The sequence below is a fragment of the Allomuricauda sp. CP2A genome (assembly GCF_001683915.1).
Taxonomy (GTDB): Bacteria; Bacteroidota; Bacteroidia; order Flavobacteriales; family Flavobacteriaceae; genus Flagellimonas.
In genome coordinates this window covers 21,953-39,628 of record NZ_LXTT01000117.1, presented here as the reverse complement: position 1 = coordinate 39,628, position 17,676 = coordinate 21,953, and the positions used below count along the sequence as shown (strand labels likewise).

Here is a 17,676-nt window from a genome sequence, read left to right as displayed (position 1 = left end):
ATGAAAAAGGAAAACATCATATACATTGGAATTGCTGTTGTGGTGGGATTATTGGCCGGATACCTCATATTTGGAAATGGTGCCAATGCCACAAACGGAGCGGAGCATGACCATAGCACGGAAATTGCTTCGGGCGAAATGTGGACCTGTTCCATGCACCCACAAATTATGCAACCAGAGCCAGGATCGTGCCCCATTTGTGGGATGGATTTGATTCCAGCAGAAAGTAGCGGAGAGGGACTGATGGCCAATCAAATAAAAATGACGGAGAACGCCATGGCTTTGGCCGGTGTGGAAACCATAACCATAGGGGAAGGAATTGCCGGTGGAGGTCATGTGAAACTTTCGGGAAAAGTGGCTATCAATCAGGAGTCTGATGCTGTTCAATCCGCTTATTTTAATGGAAGGATTGAACGGTTGAATATTAATTATGAAGGGGAAGAGGTGAAAAAGGGACAACAATTGGCCACTATTTATTCCCCAGAATTGGTTTCCGCCCAACAAGAGTTATTGACCGCTGTCAATTTAAAGGAATCACAGCCCCAATTGTACAAAGCCGTTCGGAACAAATTGAAGCTTTGGAAATTGTCTGACACCCAAATAGACGAAATCGAAAGTTCTGGACAGGTCCGGGAGAATTTCCCAGTGTATTCCAATGTGAGTGGTGTAGTTTCCGGGATTATGGTGGAGGAAGGTGATTACATTAAAACAGGTTCACCTTTGGTGAAAGTGGCCAATTTGAATTCGGTTTGGGCGATTTTTGATGCGTATGAAAACCAATTGGCATTGTTCAAAAAAGGACAAACCCTTGAGGTGACCACCAAGGCATATCCCAATGAAACCTTTCAGGCCAAGATTTCCTTTGTGGATCCTTTGCTCAACAATTCCAGCAGGACGTTGGAGGTTCGTGCGGAATTGGACAACCAAAAGGGACTCTTAAAACCGGGAATGTTTGTGACCGGTGAGATAAAAATGATCGAATCAAGTACAGAAAGAGCCATCACCCTCCCAGAAAGTGCCGTACTATGGACGGGTGAGCGGTCTGTAGTTTACGTGCAACCAAATCTTGGTGAGCCCGTTTTTGAGATGCGGGAAGTGCAATTGGGAAATTTGAGCAACGGAAGTTATGCTGTGGTCTCTGGTCTTGAAATCGGTGAAGAAATTGTGGCCAAAGGAACTTTTACTGTGGATGCCGCTGCCCAGTTGCAGGGGAAAAAATCCATGATGAACAAGAGTGGTGGAGCAACCATGACGGGTCATGAGGGCCACGGGGGAATGCAAATGGGCGCGAATTTTTCCAAACAGACCCAAAATGGTTTTCAAACAGTGTTGGATTCTTATCTAAAACTTAAGGATGCCCTGGTTGATTCCAATATGGAACAAGCTCAAAAATGGGCTGATGAAGCTCAACAGAAAGTAGAAAATTTTAAGAAGATGGAAATGAATGAAACCGGAAAAATTCAAGTTGAAAAAATTGCAGAATCCCTTTCCGGTATAGCCAAAGAGAATTCCATAGCGGCACAGCGCAACCATTTCATGGTCTTATCTGAAAGTATGATAAAAATTGGAAACCAAATGAAGGAACTGGACGGGGAAATTTATGTGCAGCATTGCCCCATGGCCAATAATGATAATGGAGCCAATTGGCTGAGTTCAGAAAAAGAAATCAGGAATCCCTATTACGGCGAAGGAATGTTGACCTGCGGAAGCATTGTCCATTCTTGGTAGATCCTGTATTAGTTTTGGCTAGCTGCATTGAACATAGCCTTTAAAAGACTATTTTTTTCCTTGGTGTCATTGCCCAATTGCCAAAACATGATGCCGCCCAACTTCTTTTTTAGGGCATATTCGGTTTTCATCCGTACAGAAACCGTATCATCATAACTGATAAAAATACTGTCCTTGGCATTGTATAGATAAGGTGCTTTGGCCACAGAATCCCAATAGCGTTTAAAATTCGGGTCCTTTTCAAATTCACTTCGGATATTGTAGTAGGCAGCCCACCCAATATATGGGCCTGAGTTGGATTGGTAAAGGCCATTGTTCTTGGGGGGAACGCCTTTCCAAGCTCTTCCGTAAAATGCGGAACCAATGACTAGCTGTTCTGGTTTTACACCTTGTTCAAGACAGTATTCCACAATTTTTTCCGCTGATCTGGGACCATAATCCCTGTCATCACCTTGTTCTTTTTTCCAATTGGTAATGAATTCGGCAGCAGGTGTTCCCTCGAGGTCCCTTTCTTTGATATACCCCAAAGGGGTATGGTGGCCGGTATAGGGTGAATTAGATCCCACCTGATCATACGTCATAATGTTCATGTAGTCTGCATAACCCATCACCTTTTCCAGTTCAATATTGTCATAGTAGGGTTTCCAGCCTGCTGAGGCAAAGGTCAGGGTCTGTTCCCTGTCCAGGGTATTCAAAGCTTCCCGTAATTCCTTCATCAAAAGAGTGAAGTTTTGTTTGTCTTCGGGTCTTGCCCCGGTTCCTGCAGCGGGAATAGCAGGGTACTCCCAATCAATGTCCAACCCATCCAATTGATACTTTTGATTGAACTCCACCACACTTTCCACAAATTTTTTCCGGTTTTCAGCGGTCTGCGACATATCCGAAAAACCATCGGCACCCCATCCGCCGCAGGCGATCATTACCTTAAGATTGGGATGATTTTTACGCTGCTCCACCAATTGTTCAAGCTTTTTTCCATCTTCCTCATTCCTGAATTGCATTTTACCATCGATCACATGGGTAAAGGAGAAAATAATGTGGGTCAATTGATGCAACGGAAGTTCTTCGGGATGGTACTCCTTCTCTGGAACGTAATAGGCCATGACCGCTACCGAGGGTTCTTTGGAATCGGAGCGATTTTTTAGAACTGAAAATGCGGTAACCAATCCGAAAAGGACCAAAAGAATGATGGGGCGGAGATGTTTCATCTTAAATGATTTAGTTTTTAGAAAGTAATGCAAAATAGAGCGAATGGCCAATGTTTTAGACCAAGAACGGTTTGAAGTATACCGATAACAAATTTATGGGCAATTCCAGCAAAGATTTTTTTCGTTTTTGTTTGAAAAAACGGGCTGACAGTTTTAGTTAATATTTAGCCAAATAAAATTTTCGGATTCAAAACTGAAATACATTTACTCCAGTTTTAAATTTATTTGACTCATGAAACAAGCGAAGTCAACTGGAAAGTCATCTCCTGCAAAGGCAGTTAAGCCAAATGCAAAGAAGACTACCCAAGCTACTGGTAAGAAGAAGTAACTTGGTTTCTGGACTCTATTGAGCCCTATAACAAAATAGAAAAGAAAACGCCCCGATGAAGATCGGGGCGTTCCTATTTTTAATCCGAATGGGATGCTATTACATCATGCCTGGCATTCCACCGCCACCCATTGGAGGTCCGGCCGGAGCATCTTCCTTGATGTCTGTCAAAGCACATTCCGTAGTCAAGATCATACCTGCTACCGAAGCTGCATTTTCCAAAGCAATTCGGGTTACTTTTTTAGGATCGATGATACCTGCCTGAAGCATATCAACATATTTGTCTGATTTGGCATCATAACCGAAATCCTTTTTGCCTTCAAGTACCTTGGCAATCACCACGGAACCTTCACCACCTGCGTTTTCAACAATGGTTCGCAATGGAGCTTCAATGGCTTTGGCCACAATCTGTACACCGGTAGTTTCATCCAATGAGTCGGTCGCTAATTTTTCAAGGACTTTCTTGGCACGAACAAAGGCAACGCCTCCACCAGCAACAATACCTTCTTCAACAGCGGCACGTGTAGCGTGCAAGGCATCGTCAACACGGTCTTTTTTCTCTTTCATTTCAACTTCAGAAGCGGCACCTACATACAAAACGGCTACCCCACCGGCCAATTTGGCCAAGCGTTCCTGCAATTTTTCCTTGTCGTAATCAGAAGTTGTTGTCTCAATCTGTGATTTGATTTGGTTTACCCTTGCTTTAATGTCAGAAGGTTTACCAGCTCCGTTCACAATAGTGGTATTGTCTTTGTCGATGGTCACGGTTTCAGCCGTTCCCAACATATCCAAAGAAGCATTTTCCAAAGAGAATCCTCTTTCTTCGGAAATTACAGTACCACCGGTTAGGATAGCGATATCTTCCAACATGGCTTTTCTTCTGTCACCAAATCCAGGGGCTTTAACGGCGGCAATTTTAAGGCCACCTCTCAATTTGTTCACGACCAAAGTGGCCAAGGCTTGACCCTCAACATCTTCGGCGATGATCAAAAGGGGCCTACCAGATTGCGCAACAGGTTCCAGGATAGGAAGGATTTCCTGAAGGTTGGAGATTTTCTTATCGAAAAGAAGAATGTAAGGATTCTCCAAATCGGCAACCATTTTGTCTGTATCGGTTACGAAGTAAGGAGAAAGGTATCCTCTGTCAAACTGCATTCCTTCAACAACATCAACGTAGGTATCGGTTCCTTTGGCCTCCTCAACGGTGATGACACCCTCTTTGCCAACTTTACCAAATGCTTTTGCGATAAGGTCACCAATGGTCTCGTCATTGTTTGAGGAGATCGAGGCAACTTGTTTGATTTTGTCAGAATCGTTGCCCACTTTTTTGGTTTGTTTTTCCAAATCGGCAACGATAGCTTCTACGGCTTTATCAATACCTCTTTTTAAATCCATGGGATTTGCTCCGGCAGCAACGTTTTTAAGCCCTTCTTTAACAATGGCCTGGGCCAATACGGTTGCGGTAGTGGTACCGTCACCGGCTTGGTCATTGGTTCTGGAAGCAACTTCCTTCACCATTTGTGCCCCCATATCTTCAAGGGGATCTTCCAATTCAATTTCTTTTGCAACGGAAACACCATCCTTGGTTACTTGTGGCGCACCAAATGATTTACTGATGATCACGTTTCTACCCTTGGGTCCCAAGGTTACCTTAACGGCTTCGGCCAATTTGTCCACACCTTTTTTAAGGCCGTCACGTGCATCTATGTCAAACTTAATATCTTTTGCCATTTTAGATTTTTTGTTTTGTCATTCCTGCGGAGGCAGGAATCTTTTTGGTTATACTTTTCAGTTTCTTGATGGATTCCCGCTTATGCGGGAATGACATGTTGATTATACTATTGCCAAAATATCGCTCTCGCGCATCATCAAATAGTCAATACCGTCCAATTTGAGTTCGGTACCGGCATATTTTCCATATAGTACGGTATCACCAACCTTAAGGGTCACTTTTTCATCTTTGGTTCCGGGTCCAACGGCTACTACGTTGCCTTTTTGAGGTTTTTCCTTTGCGTTGTCCGGGATGATGATACCGGAGGCAGTTTTGGTCTCGGCCTGTAGTGGCTCAATAAGAACCCTGTCTGCCAATGGTTTGATATTAACTTTAGCCATATTTATAATTTTTATGTATTTGGTTTAAAAATTCTCGAAAGATGGGGGCAGAAATTGTGCCAATGCCCAAAAACTGACATTATGGAAAACAAAAATGCCAGCTTGTCATTCAAGCTGGCATTTTTGTATGCTTTGTCACTATTAATTGATGGTGTCCGTTGGATCGGCACTGTCAGTTGGCGGAAGTTGCTCAGGAACTTCCTCGGGGACTGTTTCTGGAACAGTGGCCTCCGTATCATCGCCCTGCAACAATTTTGAATCTGCCTGACTGTAGCTTCCCTTTAGGGAAACATTGGACAAAAGAATCAATACAATTAATAATGTGGCAAGGGTCCAGGTACTTTTATCCAAAAAATCCCCAGTCTTTTTTACACCTCCCACAACTTGGTTTCCACCACCTCCAAAAGATGAGGACAACCCACCTCCTTTAGGGTTTTGGACCATAATGACCAATACCAACAAAAGGCACACGATAATGATCAATATCAAAAAAATTGTAAACGTGCTCATTTTTTTATCTTATTCTTTTTCTTTCTGCAGCTTCTTCACCGCCCGAATTTGATCTGCAAAGAAACCACTTTTTTCTGGATATTTCAAACTCAATATTTTGAAGGCCTGAATGGCTTTTTTGTACTTTTTTTGTTCGAGATACACCTTGGCAAGTGTCTCGGTCATCAGTTCGTTATTATCGAACTTGTTTGAATCCTTAATGTTCACTTTTGGAGTTGACTTTTCGACGGGGACGATCTTGGGGTTGTTCTCGATGAACTTATCCAAAAGTTCAAATTTTTTCTTCTTTTCCAATTCTTCCATCACATCCTCCTCGGGTTCCTCCTGCTCCACAGTTTTGGAGGTCAATTGCAACCATTCGGTAAAGGAATGTTTTTCCTTTTTGGTAAAGGGAATGGGTTTGCCCAGTTGTAGGTCGGTTTCGGGTGTGGTCTCTTTTTGGACCTTAGAGGGTTCCTCTTTTTTCTCCTCTTCCTCTTCAACTTTTTCAGGAGTTTTGGATTTGAACAGTGCCGGGTTCAATATCTGCTCTGCATCCTGGATGTTTTGGGGGAGTGCCACCTCTTCGGCCTCAACCAACATGGCATTAACATTTTCACTGGGCTCAATTTCTTCGGAAATGGCATTTTGATCCTCAAGCTTTGACCGTCGCCCAGCAATGGTGTCGGCAATGTTGTTTTGGACAAATTCCTGCGATGTGATGTAATCGAAAAGTACGTCCCTATCCGCAGTATGGGCCGCAGCAACTTTTAAGGCGTTGTTGTATTTGTAGCTATCAAGATTTTTTAGCCCCTTCAAATGCAAAGCCCTGGCAGCCTGAAAATAGGGATACTCTTCAATGATATCCTCCAGTTCCCGTGTCTGTTTTGGGGACAGGATGGTATTTGAGTTTTGAAGAATCTGTATAAAATCCGATACGTTCATAGTTGTTACCAATTTCCCAAGGAGGCATTAAAAATATCCTGGGTGAGCCGTTCAAAGATTTCTTCGTGGGCCGCTGCCTGAACCGATGTTAAGGAAGCTGCTGCATCAAAATCGTAAAAAAAGGAAAAACGACGTTCAAAATCCGCATCTTCCTTGGTATTGTTAAAAAACCGCACGTTCACACTCATGGTGAGCCGGTTTTGTGCTGTTCGTTGATCGGCAGTTGCGGTCATGGGCACCACCTTGTATTCCACAATTTCCCCTTCGTACAACAAATCCCCATTGCTTCCCGTGAGGGAGAGACTGGTGAGATTGTTGATCATATCCTGCAGGGCCAACGTAAAATCACGGTCCAAACCAGGAACAATGACCGACCTTGGGGTCTGATCGGCATAATTCTGGAAGAAATTCACCTGAAAGGTCGTAGCCGTTCCAATATCGGCACCAGAAAAGTTATAGGCACCACAACTATATAGACTCAAGACCAAAGTAAGAAGGCCAATCTTAAAACCAATTTTTTTCTTCATTTTCATTTCGCGCATTACAATGGGCAATTTACAAATCGTATTGTTTAATTTTTCGATACAAAGTCCGTTCCGAAATGCCCAATTCAGCTGCTGCAGCTTTTCGTTTTCCACGGTTGCGTTCCAGCGATTTTTTGATCAGTTCTATTTCCTTTTCCTGTAAAGATAGGGTTTCTTCCTCTTCAATTTCCTCCGCAAAATGATAGCGGTCTTCTTGGGGCTGCGGTACGCTAACTGGCTTTTCCACCACAGGTTCTGGCAAATGGAGGACTTCGGCCATGCTGCTTTCTTCAGCTTCCACGTCCTCTTCTTTGTTTCCGTAAATTTTTCGGATCAAAGTTTCATTTTCTTCCTGCACCTTTTCAGAATTATCGTGCTTCAACAGTTCCAGGGTGAGTTTTTTCAAATCGTTGAGGTCGCTCTTCATATCAAAAAGCACCTTGTACAATATTTCCCTTTCGTTGCTAAAATCGCCTTCCTTTTTGGCCTGGCCCACCACCGCAGGTAGATTGGAGGTATTGGCATTGGGCAGATAACTGTTCAAGGTGGTAGCGGAAATGATTCTGTTTTCCTCGAGCACTGAAATTTGTTCGGCAATATTCCGTAGCTGTCTGATGTTTCCGGGCCAACGATATTTTATCAGCAATCCAACGGCATCGTCTTCCAGCCGGATGGTCGGCATTTTATATTTCTGTCCAAAATCCGAAGCAAACTTTCGGAACAACAAATGAATGTCGTCCTGCCGTTCGCGGAGCGGTGGAATATGAATTTCCACGGTGCTCAATCGGTAGTACAGATCCTCCCTGAATTTTTCCTTTTTAATAGCCTCGAACATGTTGATGTTGGTAGCGGCCACAATCCGAACATCAGTTTTCTGGACTTGGGAAGACCCCACTTTAAGGAATTCCCCGTTCTCCAAAACCCTGAGCAGTCGCACTTGGGTGGTCAAGGGAAGCTCCCCCACTTCATCCAAAAAAATGGTGCCCCCATCGGCTACCTCAAAATACCCGCTGCGGGTTTGGGTGGCTCCGGTAAAGGCTCCTTTTTCGTGTCCAAACAGCTCACTGTCTATGGTTCCCTCAGGAATGGCACCACAGTTTACGGCAATATATTTGGCGTGTTTGCGGTGCGAAAGGGAATGGATGATCTTTGGAATGGCTTCCTTACCGACCCCACTCTCCCCGGTCACCAACACCGAAATGTCCGTTGGTGCCACTTGCATGGCTTTTTCTATGGCGCGATTGAGCTTTACATCGTTTCCGATGAGCTCAAACCGTTGTTTAATGGATTGTATATTTTCCATTTGTTGTCATTCCTGTACTTCGTCTAGCTTAGCATAAACTTCAGCAGGAATCTTATTTTATTTTTGGATTCCGCACGGGTGCTGAGCGTAGTCGAAGCATCCATGCGGAATGACAAAGGGTTATTAATTGTTTTCTGAATACCCTACTGCTTCTCCAATAAGGGTCGCTGAGGTGCATTCATTGATCTTTACGTTGACAAAATCGCCCACTTTGTAGTGTTCCTTTGGAAAGACCACCACCGTGTTTTGGGAATTGCGTCCCATCCAATGGGCATCGGATTTTTTGGAAGTCCCTTCGATAAGGACCTCTTCGGTTTTGCCCAGATGTTGTTGGGTGCGATAATGACTGTGCTTTTGTTGTATTTCAATGATTTCCTGCAAACGTCTTTTCTTGGTCTCATCAGGAATGTCATCTTCCATTTTTCGCTCTGCGAGGGTTCCGGGTCGTTCCGAATAGGCGAACATAAAACCAAAATCATATTTCACGTATTCCATCAAACTTAAGGTGTCCTGATGGTCCTCTTCGGTCTCCGTAGGAAAGCCAGCAATCATATCTTGACTGATGGCACAATCGGGAATAATTTTTCGGATGTTGTCGATCAACTCAAAATATTCCTCACGGGTATGCAGGCGGTTCATGGCCTTTAAAATGCGATTGCTTCCACTTTGCACGGGCAAATGGATGTATTTGCAGATGTTTTCATGTTTGGCCATGGCCTCAATGACATCCAAGGTCATGTCCTGCGGATTGGAGGTGGAAAAACGGATGCGCATTTTGGGTTGTTCCTCGGCGACCAGTTCCAAAAGTTTGGCAAAGTTTACGGAAGTGGCCTTCTGCATATCGGAAGCTTTATCAAAATCCTTTTTTAATCCGCCGCCATACCAGAGGTAGCTGTCCACATTCTGCCCCAATAAGGTAATTTCCTTGAAACCTCTTTCCCAAAGATCGTTCACCTCCTCCAAAATGGATTGTGGGTCACGACTGCGCTCTCTTCCGCGAGTAAAGGGAACCACACAGAAGGTGCACATATTATCGCAACCGCGGGTAATGGAAACAAAGGCGGAGACTCCGTTGGAATTTAACCGCACAGGAGCCACGTCACCATAGGTTTCATCCTTGGAAAGGATAACGTTAACGGCATTGCGACCTTCATCAATTTCTTGGATAAGGTTGGGCAGGTCTTTGTAGGCATCGGGGCCTACGACCATGTCCACAATCTTTTCCTCTTCGAGGAATTTGCTCTTCAATCGTTCCGCCATACAGCCGAGTACACCCACCTTCATTCCGGGATTGGTCTTTTTAACGGCATTGAATTTTTCCAAACGCTTGCGAACGGTCTGCTCTGCCTTTTCGCGGATGGAACAGGTGTTCACCAGGACCAAATCGGCTTCATCCAAAATTTGGGTGGTATTGAATCCCTCCTTGGCCAAAATGGAGGCAACTATCTCGCTATCGGAAAAATTCATCTGGCACCCATAACTCTCGATATAGAGTTTACGGCTGTTTCTCTCATTTTTCTCCAAGGCCAAGGTGCTTCCTTGCTGGCTTTCGTCTATTATCTTTTCTACGCTTTCGTCCTTTATCATATTCGTGCAATGGGCTGCAAAGATAGTGCTTATATCATTTTAGTGACAATTTGGCAGTTAAAATTTAGACAAAAAACAACGCAACTTTTTTGCTGTGATTTTATCTAATGTCCAGAGTTTCAATCAGAAAAACAAGTGCACATGAAAACGAAAATAGCCGTCCTGCTAGCGTTTACCACATTATTTTTTATTTCCTGTGATCAAGATGATACCAATGGCGAATATGCCGATTATGTCGTGGCACGCCCGCTTGTGATCAGTAAGGCCGAATTTGCCACCAGTGTTGCTATTATTGCTCCGCAACCGATTCATGAATCTGGAAAGGTATATACCTATAAAGATTATATTTTCATCAACGATAAGTATCAAGGAATTCATGTGATCGATAACAGCAATCCGCAACAACCTGTAAAGATTGCCTTTATCACCATCCCCGGGAACGTGGATATTTCTGTGAAGGAGGATTATCTGTATGCGGACAGTTTGATGGATTTGGTGGTACTGGATATTTCCAATATCAATGACATTGAAGTGGTGAACCGTTTGGAAGACGTACTCTACAGCACTATTTTCTTTCCGTTTGAAGCGGATTTGGTGGAAAGTGATGACATTGACTATGATTCAGAGATGATCATAGGTTGGGAGACCACCACTGAAAGAAGACTGATTTCTGAAGTTGATGAAAGAAATACTGGGGGCGTATTTATGGAAGACTTTGCCCTTGCCAATGATGCAGGAAGTGGCACTGGACAGGGTGGTTCCTTGGCGCGTTTTAAAATTGTGGAGGATTACCTCTACGCCGTGGACAGCCATAATATTAATGTATTCAACATTTCCGATTTGGAGAACCCACAGAATTTGGATGATGTGTATGCGGGGTTTGACATTGAGACCATTTTTTATAACGGTACTTATCTTTTCTTGGGAAGTATGCGGGGCATGTACATTTATGATATCACCGATCCAGCAGTGCCATCCTTTATCTCAGAATTTCAACACGGTACCGCCTGTGACCCTGTTGTAGTGGATGGGGATTATGCCTATGTTACTTTGAGGGGTGGAAATTGGTGTGGTGCCACGGAGAGTGGATTGTTCATTGTGGACATTTCCGATATTCAAAATCCTGAATTGGCGGTCCAGTACCCCTTGGATGGTCCCTACGGGTTGGGCATCAGGGATGAAAAGCTTTTTGTTTGTGATGGGGATTCCGGTCTCAAAGTCTATGACAAAACCGACGTCAATGATTTGATTGAGTTAAATCATTTTGAAAATATTGTTACGTTTGATGTCATTCCCTTGGAAAACCATTTAATAATGGTAGGGGATGGAGTGCTCTATCAATATGAGTATTTGGACAACGATATTAAGCTCATCAGTCAGATTGGGCTCGACTAAAAAACACAATATCAATTTGAAATATCCCGTTTTTTGCGGGATATTTTTTTGATAAGGATGTCACAAAAAATCCAAAATCGAATTTTTGGTATACTTTTGTTGACACAAAACCCAGTGCATGCCAAAGAATTTAGTTATTGTTGAGTCCCCCGCAAAGGCAAAGACCATCGAACGTTTTCTCGGAAAAGAGTACCAAGTTGAATCTAGTTTTGGACATATCGTAGACCTTCCTTCCAAAGAACTTGGCGTTGATGTAGAAAACGATTTTAAGCCAAAATATACGGTAGACAAGGAGAAGAAAGCCTTGGTAAAAAAGCTCAAAGACCTTGCCCAAAAGGCTGACATCATTTGGTTGGCCAGTGATGAGGACCGGGAGGGGGAGGCCATATCGTGGCACTTGGCCGAGGAGCTGAAATTGGACAAAAGCAAAGTAAGGCGCATTGTTTTTAACTCCATCACCAAATCCGCCATTCAAAAAGCCATAGAAAATCCAAGGGAGATCAATTATAACTTGGTGAATGCCCAACAGGCCCGAAGGGTATTGGACCGGTTGGTGGGGTATGAACTTTCCCCTGTACTCTGGAAAAAGATAAAGCCGGGTCTTTCCGCAGGTCGGGTGCAGTCCGTGGCAGTACGGTTGATCGTGGAGCGCGAACGTGAGATTGATGCCTTCACTCCCGAAGCTTCGTTCCGAATAAAGGCCGAATTCAAAACAGAGGATGGCAATGTCTTTTCTGCGCGACTGAACAAGACCTTTCCTACCAAGGAAGCCGCAGAAGCTTTCTTGAAACAAAATAGGGGTGCCGATTTTTCTGTGGCCGATTTGGATAAAAAACCGGCAAAGAAATCGCCGGCACCACCGTTCACCACATCCACCTTGCAACAAGAGGCGTCCCGTAAATTGTATTTTTCGGTCAGCCGAACCATGCAGGTGGCCCAACGCTTGTATGAAGCAGGTCTGATCACCTATATGCGAACCGATAGCGTCAACCTCTCCAATGAAGCTTTGGGCGCGGCCAAGGATGCCATTGTTCAAAATTATGGGGAGTCGTACAGTAAAACCAGAAACTATACCGGGAAGAGCAAAGGAGCACAAGAGGCCCACGAGGCCATTCGCCCCACAGATATGAAATTACAGTCCCCCTCTTTGGAGCGGGACCAATCCAAGCTTTATGAACTGATCTGGAAACGTACCCTTGCTTCGCAAATGAGCGATGCCCAATTGGAGCGTACCAATGTAAAGATCAAGGCCAATTCGCATCAAGAAGAATTCACGGCCAACGGAGAAGTGGTGAAGTTTGATGGTTTCCTCAAAGTGTATTTGGAAGGCACCGACGAAGAGGACAGTGCCGAGGAACAGGAAGGAATGCTTCCGGCCATGCAGGTGGGTGAAGCATTACAAAATGTCTTCATTTCCGCCACCGAACGCTTCACAAGGCCACCGTATCGATATACGGAAGCGTCTTTGGTAAAGAAATTGGAAGAATTGGGCATTGGGCGACCATCAACCTATGCGCCAACCATTTCTACCATCCAAAACCGGGGGTATGTGGAAAAAGGTACTGTGGAAGGTACGGAGCGCAACTATCTTCAATTGGTTTTGGAGGAAGGAAAACTTACGGAGAAAAAATTATCCGAAATGGTGGGGTCGGACAAAGGGAAATTGGTCCCAACCGATATTGGAATGATCGTGAACGATTTTTTGGTGAGTAATTTCACCAAAATCCTCGATTATAATTTCACAGCACAAGTAGAAGAAGACTTTGATGAGATTGCTGCTGGGGATGAAGATTGGCAGCACATGATGAAGTCATTCTATAAGGAGTTCCACCCCAATGTCATTGAAGTTGAGGAGAATGCGGAGCGTGCCAGTGGGGAACGTGTTTTGGGCACCGACCCTAAAACGGGACGGCAGGTGGCAGCGAGATTGGGCCGATTTGGTCCCATGGTCCAAATTGGAACCGTGGATGAAGAAGAAAAACCATTGTTTGCAAGTCTATTGCCCGATCAATCCATCAACACCATTACTTTTGAAGAGGCCATGGAGCTTTTTCAACTGCCCAGAAAATTGGGTGAGTATAAAGGAGAAGAGGTTGAGGCCAATGTGGGGCGTTATGGACCTTATGTGCGTTTCGGAAAAAAATTCATTTCCTTGGGTCAAGGAGAAAGTGCTTTTGACGTAGATTTAGATCGAGCCATTGAATTGATCAAGGAAAAGGAAAAAGCGGATGCACCCATTGCCAGTTACGAAGGCAAGGAAGTGACCAAGGGCAAAGGTCGGTTTGGCCCATTCATCAAATGGGATGGGATGTTCATCAATGTGAACAAGAAATACGATTTTGATAACCTTTCCCAATCCGATATTGAGGAACTCATTGAGGACAAGAAGAAAAAAGAAGCCGAAAAGGTGGTGCAGGAGTGGCCCGAGGAAAAAATCCGTATAGAAAAGGCCAGATGGGGAAGGCACAACATAATAAAAGGTAGGATCAAGGTGGAATTGTCCAAAGACGTGGATGCTGCCAAAGTTTCTTTGGAAGAGGCCAAGGCCCTTTTGGAAAAGAAAGCCCCTAAGAAAAAAGCCAAGTCAAAAGCTAAAAAATAATATGGCATTCGATTTTTTGGTTCCTGTTACGGACAAAGTGCTGGCATTTTCAGAATTATTGCCGCAACAATCATTGGGCAAAAATATCTTTGTACATACAGAAAAGGATGGGCTTCCCGTCTTTGCCCACGCCGATGTTGCCATTTTCGGGGTGTTGGAATCCAGAAATGCATTTGAGAAGAAGACCGAGCTATTGGATGTGGATGAAATCCGAATCCAATTGTATCGCCTAATGATGGGCAATTGGAACTCCACCATCATCGATATTGGCGATGTGGAAGAAGGCGACACGGTGGAAGACACCTACTTTGTGGTGAAGGAGATTGTGGCAGGACTTCTGGAAGAAAACATCATTCCCATTGTAATAGGATGCACCCAGGACATTACTTTTCCCACCTATCGCGCTTTTGATAAGATTAAGGAAATGGTCAATTTGGTTTCCATTGACAGTCGGTTTGACTTTGGGGAGGATGATGAGTTGATTTCCTCCCATTCTTATATGAGCCGGATCATAACGGACAAACCGAATAATCTTTTCAACTTTTCCAACATAGGATACCAAAGCTATTTTAACGCCCAAGAAGAGGTTGATCTTATGGAGCGTCTTTTCTTTGATGCCTACCGATTGGGAGAGATAGCGGCTAACTTGGAATTGACCGAACCGGTGTTGCGAAGCAGTGATATTGTTAGCTTGGACCTTCGTGCCATACGCGCCTGCGAAATGGGATTGTCCAAAAACTTTTCACCCAATGGGTTTACCGGAAGGGAAATCTGCACCATAGCCAGGTACGCTGGTATCAGTGACCGCGTATCGTTGTTCGGCATCTACGAAGGGGAGAACTCCCATCAGGCCTTTCAAATGATTGCACAGATCATTTGGTACTTTATTGAGGGGTTGAGCTTTAGGGTCAAGGAAACCCCAACTTCAAAGAGTGAAGACTTCACCAAATTTACTGTACCTACCGATACGGAGGAACTGGTCTTTTACAAAAGCCATGTTACCGAACGGTGGTGGGTAGAGGTCCCATCTATTTTACCTGAACATACTAAAACAAATTCGGTTGCGTTATTACCTTGCACCGAAGGGGACTATTTGGATGCTTGCAACCAAAACATTCCAGAAAGGTGGTTCAAGGCCTACAGAAAGGGCTTTAACTAAACAAATTAATTTTTGGCATTAATTGATTTTACACAATAATTCATTCAAAAAGTAGTTTTGAGAGTAATGAATTTGTGTAGAGCAGTTTATAATCTTGAATCGAATAATTTAACCTAAAGTATGAGAAAGCTATTCTTTTCATCTATAGCACTTGTTTTTTTGCTTACCAGTTGTGGGTCAAAATCAAGGTCAAAAGGTGAGCTAGTTGGGGCCCCTGGAAAAAAATGGCATCCAGAGAAACCGTATGGAATGGAACTTATTCCTCGTGGCGCCTTCGTAATGGGAAAAGCCGAAGAGGACCAAGCTAAAGTTTTGAACGCACCTACAAGAACGGTTACCGTACGTTCTTTTTATATGGATGACACGGAGATTACAAATAGTGAGTACCGTCAGTTTGTAGAGTGGGTAAAAGATTCCATTGTCAGAACCAAATTGGCCATTTTGGCCGACGAATTGGGCATAAGCCCCGAAGATGAAGGTATTGGTGAGTATGCTTTTAAGGATACTGACACTACCGAACTTTCAGCTTATGACAAGTACATGCTCGACAATTATTCCGGACTTGGAGAGACCGGATATGAAGGCAGGGCATTGAACAAGGATGTGGATTTGGTATGGGACACATCTGAGTACCCAGATGAGTACTATGCCGAGGTCATGGACTCCATTTACCTTCCTGAAGAGGAAAGCTATAATGGGTTGAGGTCCATAGATGTAACCCAGTTAAAATACAAATACAACTGGATGGACATTGAGGCTGCCGCACGCGCCAGAACCGGAAGCAGAAAAGACTTTATCAAACAAGAGGAATTGGAGATTTATCCAGATACCACCGTGTGGATCAGGGATTTTGAATATTCCTATAACGAACCCATGCACAATGATTATTTTTGGCATGATGCATACAGCGATTACCCTGTTGTTGGGGTGAACTGGATGCAGGCCAAGGCATTTTGCAATTGGAGGACCAAGTTTAAGAACGACGACCAAAAAAGCAGGGGAAAGCAATTCGTGAACCAATTTAGATTGCCTACCGAAGCTGAATGGGAATATGCCGCCAGAGGTGGTATTGAAGGAGGGTCGTATCCTTGGGGTGGTCCGTATGTGATCAGTGATACCGGTTGCTTTATGGCCAACTTTAAGCCGCAACGTGGGGATTACGCCGCAGATGCCGCTTTGTACACTGTGGAGGCAAAATCCTTTGAGCCAAACGATTACAACTTGTACAACATGGCCGGTAACGTATCGGAATGGACCAATTCAAGCTTTGATCAAGGTGCCTACCAATATTTGTCCACAATGAACCCCAACATTGGTTCCCAAGACAATAAGCGTAAGGTGATCCGAGGCGGTTCTTGGAAAGATGTTGCGTACTTCCTTCAGGTGAGTACCCGTGATTATGAATACCAAGATTCTGCAAGAAGCTATATCGGGTTCAGAACGGTACAGGACTATATGGGAGAGGAAGACTCCACCAATGGAGCAAGAAGCGGATTATAAAATAACAAATAGAGAACATTATATAAATAAACCAGTAACCAAATACTTATTTATATAACTTAATTAAAACTAGAATTATGGCACAGTCAAAATCAACAAAAAAGCTGTTTAACATGGCCTACGGGCTTGGAGCATCGGTAGTAATTATTGGTGCATTGTTCAAGATCCTTCACTGGGAGTTCGGACCACTTACAGGTGGACTACTTCTTGCGGTTGGACTTATTACTGAAGCATTGATTTTTGCGATCAGCGCATTTGAACCAGTAGACGACGAATTCGATTGGTCTTTGGTATACCCAGAATTGGCCGGTGGTGAAGCAGATTCCAAAAGAAAGCAAGATGCTAAAGACGCCAAAGAAGCTGAAGGAATCCTTTCCAGAAAATTGGATGACCTTTTAAAAGAAGCCAATATTGATTCTGAGCTTTTCTCAAGCTTGGGTGAGAGTATCAAGAGTTTTGAAGGTGCCGCTAAAAATATTGCCCCTACCACAGATGCGATCCAGCACACCAAGAAATACTCTGAGGAGTTGTCGCATGCCGCTGCTCAAATGGAATCTTTGAACAGCTTGTACAAAGTTCAATTGGAAAGCGCTAGCCGTCAAGCTTCCATCAACGAGGAAGTGGTACAAAATGCAGGTGCTTTGAAAGATCAAATGGAATCTTTGGCAACCAACCTATCTTCATTGAACGGAGTATATGGTGGTATGCTTACAGCCATGGGCGGAAGAAACTAATTAGGGTATTTAGTTGATAAACCAAACCCAAATCAAATTAATTTATAATTCTAATTAGATAA

At 43.9% G+C, this 17,676-nt stretch carries 14 protein-coding genes; 6 read left to right on the top strand and 8 right to left on the bottom strand.

The features are described 5' to 3' along the window. Positions 1-1,728 (top strand): efflux RND transporter periplasmic adaptor subunit, encoded by a 1,728-nt coding sequence (locus A7D14_RS13550; RefSeq protein ID WP_067035606.1) that lies wholly within the window; start codon positions 1-3, stop codon positions 1,726-1,728. 8 nt (positions 1,729-1,736) lie between these two features. Here A7D14_RS13550 and A7D14_RS13545 read toward each other — a convergent pair whose 3' ends face one another. From A7D14_RS13545 to miaB, 8 genes are all read right to left on the bottom strand, one after another. After that, positions 1,737-2,936 carry a glycoside hydrolase family 18 protein gene (locus tag A7D14_RS13545; RefSeq protein ID WP_067035603.1) on the bottom strand — a complete coding sequence of 400 codons (1,200 nt, stop codon included), beginning with the start codon at positions 2,934-2,936 and terminating at the stop codon, positions 1,737-1,739. 427 nt (positions 2,937-3,363) lie between these two features. Continuing rightward, the gene (groL, locus tag A7D14_RS13540) at positions 3,364-4,995 is read right to left on the bottom strand and encodes a chaperonin GroEL (protein WP_067035600.1); all 1,632 of its coding nucleotides are present in this window, start codon (positions 4,993-4,995) and stop codon (positions 3,364-3,366) included. Between the two features lie 102 nt (positions 4,996-5,097). Continuing rightward, positions 5,098-5,376 (bottom strand): co-chaperone GroES, encoded by a 279-nt coding sequence (gene groES / locus A7D14_RS13535; RefSeq protein ID WP_067035597.1) that lies wholly within the window; start codon positions 5,374-5,376, stop codon positions 5,098-5,100. A 141-nt stretch (positions 5,377-5,517) separates the two neighbouring features. Continuing rightward, the gene (gene secG, locus A7D14_RS13530; protein ID WP_067035594.1) at positions 5,518-5,886 is read right to left on the bottom strand and encodes a preprotein translocase subunit SecG; all 369 of its coding nucleotides are present in this window, start codon (positions 5,884-5,886) and stop codon (positions 5,518-5,520) included. 9 nt (positions 5,887-5,895) lie between these two features. Then, positions 5,896-6,810, bottom strand: coding sequence for a hypothetical protein (locus A7D14_RS13525; RefSeq protein ID WP_067035592.1), 915 nt, complete (start codon positions 6,808-6,810; stop codon positions 5,896-5,898). A gap of 5 nt (positions 6,811-6,815) precedes the next feature. Then, complete coding sequence (locus A7D14_RS13520) at positions 6,816-7,343, bottom strand: LptE family protein (protein WP_067035722.1); 528 nt, start codon at positions 7,341-7,343, stop codon at positions 6,816-6,818. 22 nt (positions 7,344-7,365) lie between these two features. Beyond that, positions 7,366-8,637 carry a sigma-54 interaction domain-containing protein gene (locus A7D14_RS13515; protein WP_067035589.1) on the bottom strand — a complete coding sequence of 424 codons (1,272 nt, stop codon included), beginning with the start codon at positions 8,635-8,637 and terminating at the stop codon, positions 7,366-7,368. Between the two features lie 123 nt (positions 8,638-8,760). Further along, on the bottom strand, positions 8,761-10,224 hold the full coding sequence (gene miaB, locus A7D14_RS13510; RefSeq protein ID WP_067035586.1) for a tRNA (N6-isopentenyl adenosine(37)-C2)-methylthiotransferase MiaB: 1,464 nt from the start codon (positions 10,222-10,224) through the stop codon (positions 8,761-8,763). Positions 10,225-10,365: 141 nt separating this feature from the next. On the opposite strand from miaB, the gene A7D14_RS13505 reads away from it, so the two are divergent. The 5 genes from A7D14_RS13505 (at position 10,366) to gldL (ending at position 17,614) form a co-directional block, all read left to right on the top strand. Continuing rightward, positions 10,366-11,619 (top strand): LVIVD repeat-containing protein, encoded by a 1,254-nt coding sequence (locus A7D14_RS13505; RefSeq protein ID WP_067035583.1) that lies wholly within the window; start codon positions 10,366-10,368, stop codon positions 11,617-11,619. 118 nt (positions 11,620-11,737) lie between these two features. Then, complete coding sequence (gene topA / locus A7D14_RS13500) at positions 11,738-14,221, top strand: type I DNA topoisomerase (RefSeq protein ID WP_067035580.1); 2,484 nt, start codon at positions 11,738-11,740, stop codon at positions 14,219-14,221. A gap of 1 nt (position 14,222) precedes the next feature. Beyond that, complete coding sequence (locus tag A7D14_RS13495) at positions 14,223-15,380, top strand: formimidoylglutamase (RefSeq protein WP_067035577.1); 1,158 nt, start codon at positions 14,223-14,225, stop codon at positions 15,378-15,380. A 120-nt stretch (positions 15,381-15,500) separates the two neighbouring features. After that, complete coding sequence (gene gldK / locus A7D14_RS13490; protein ID WP_067035574.1) at positions 15,501-16,880, top strand: gliding motility lipoprotein GldK; 1,380 nt, start codon at positions 15,501-15,503, stop codon at positions 16,878-16,880. Between the two features lie 77 nt (positions 16,881-16,957). After that, complete coding sequence (gldL, locus tag A7D14_RS13485) at positions 16,958-17,614, top strand: gliding motility protein GldL (protein WP_067035571.1); 657 nt, start codon at positions 16,958-16,960, stop codon at positions 17,612-17,614. Positions 17,615-17,676: the final 62 nt, after the last annotated feature.